Annotated in this window: 1 protein-coding gene; it reads right to left on the bottom strand. The window is 67.6% G+C overall.

Annotation, left to right across the window (positions count from 1 at the left end):
• The coding region (locus OQ968_RS24665; protein WP_324682269.1) for a condensation domain-containing protein at nucleotides 1–1,157 on the bottom strand (1,157 nt) is incomplete at both ends.

Raw genomic sequence — 1,157 nt, 5'->3', positions numbered from 1 at the left:
ACCACCCCCAGCGCCGCCTCGCCGGCGATCACCTGCCCCCAGGACAAACCCCCCACCGCCAACGACACCGGATATTTGGTGGTGAACCAGCCCACCGTGCGCGACAAATCCAGCTCGCCGGCCAACTCCTCATGCCGGCCGTGGCCCTCCACCTCAATACCGATCGCCGCGTCACCGGTGCCCAACCACTCGGCCACCGCCAACGCCAACCCGATCAACAAAATGTCTTGGATGCCGGCATGAAACGCCGCCGGCACCTCCCCCAACAACAGCCGCGTCGTCTCGGTATCCAACGACACCGCCAACCGCCCCGCGCTCACATAGGTATCCACCCCCGCACCCGCCCCCGGCAACACCGCCGGGACCGCCGCCACCTGCCGCCACACCTGGGCCTGACTTACGACCTCAGGCGCATGGGCATGCTCCACCAGCAGCGACGCCCACCGGGCAAACGACGTCCCACCCGCGGCCAACACCACCGGCTGCCCACGGTGACGCTGCGCCCAGGCGATGTTGAGGTCCTCCAACAAGATTCGCCACGACACCCCATCAACAGCCAAATGATGAACAATCACCACCAACTGGCCGGTGGAAGCCACCCACAGCGCGCTGACCATCACCCCCGCCGCCGGATCCAACCGCGACCGCGCGGCCACCAATGTCTCCTCGGACAACACCTCCACCGCATGCACACACCCGCGCGCATCCACCGACCCCACCGGCGGCACCATCAGCGACCACCGGCCACCATCGTCATCCACCCGCGCCCGCAACATGGCATGCCGATCCAGCAACGCCTGCACCAACACCACCACGTCGGCCTCGCCCACCCCCACCGGGGCCTGCACCAACACCGTCTGATTGAACTGCTCAACCGGGCCCTCAACACCGTGCAGCCAGCACATGATTGGAGTCGCCGGCACCGACCCCACACCCTCATCGGCCACATCACCCACACCGGCGGCCACCCCGACCACCCGCGCCAACCCGGCAACACTCTGCTCCACGAACACATCCCGCGGCCGACACACCAACCCGGCCGCCCGCGCCCGCGCCACCACCTGCATCGACAAAATGCTGTCCCCACCCAAATCGAAGAAGGAGTCATCCACCCCCACCCGCTCGAGTCCGAGGACCTGGGCGTAAATGCCGGCCAG

Origin of the sequence: Mycobacterium sp. 663a-19 (assembly GCF_035616495.1) — a bacterium.
In the GTDB taxonomy this organism is placed as follows: Bacteria; Actinomycetota; Actinomycetes; order Mycobacteriales; family Mycobacteriaceae; genus Mycobacterium.
Note: the sequence above shows the minus strand (reverse complement) of the source record. Positions and strands in the feature narration are given on the sequence as shown.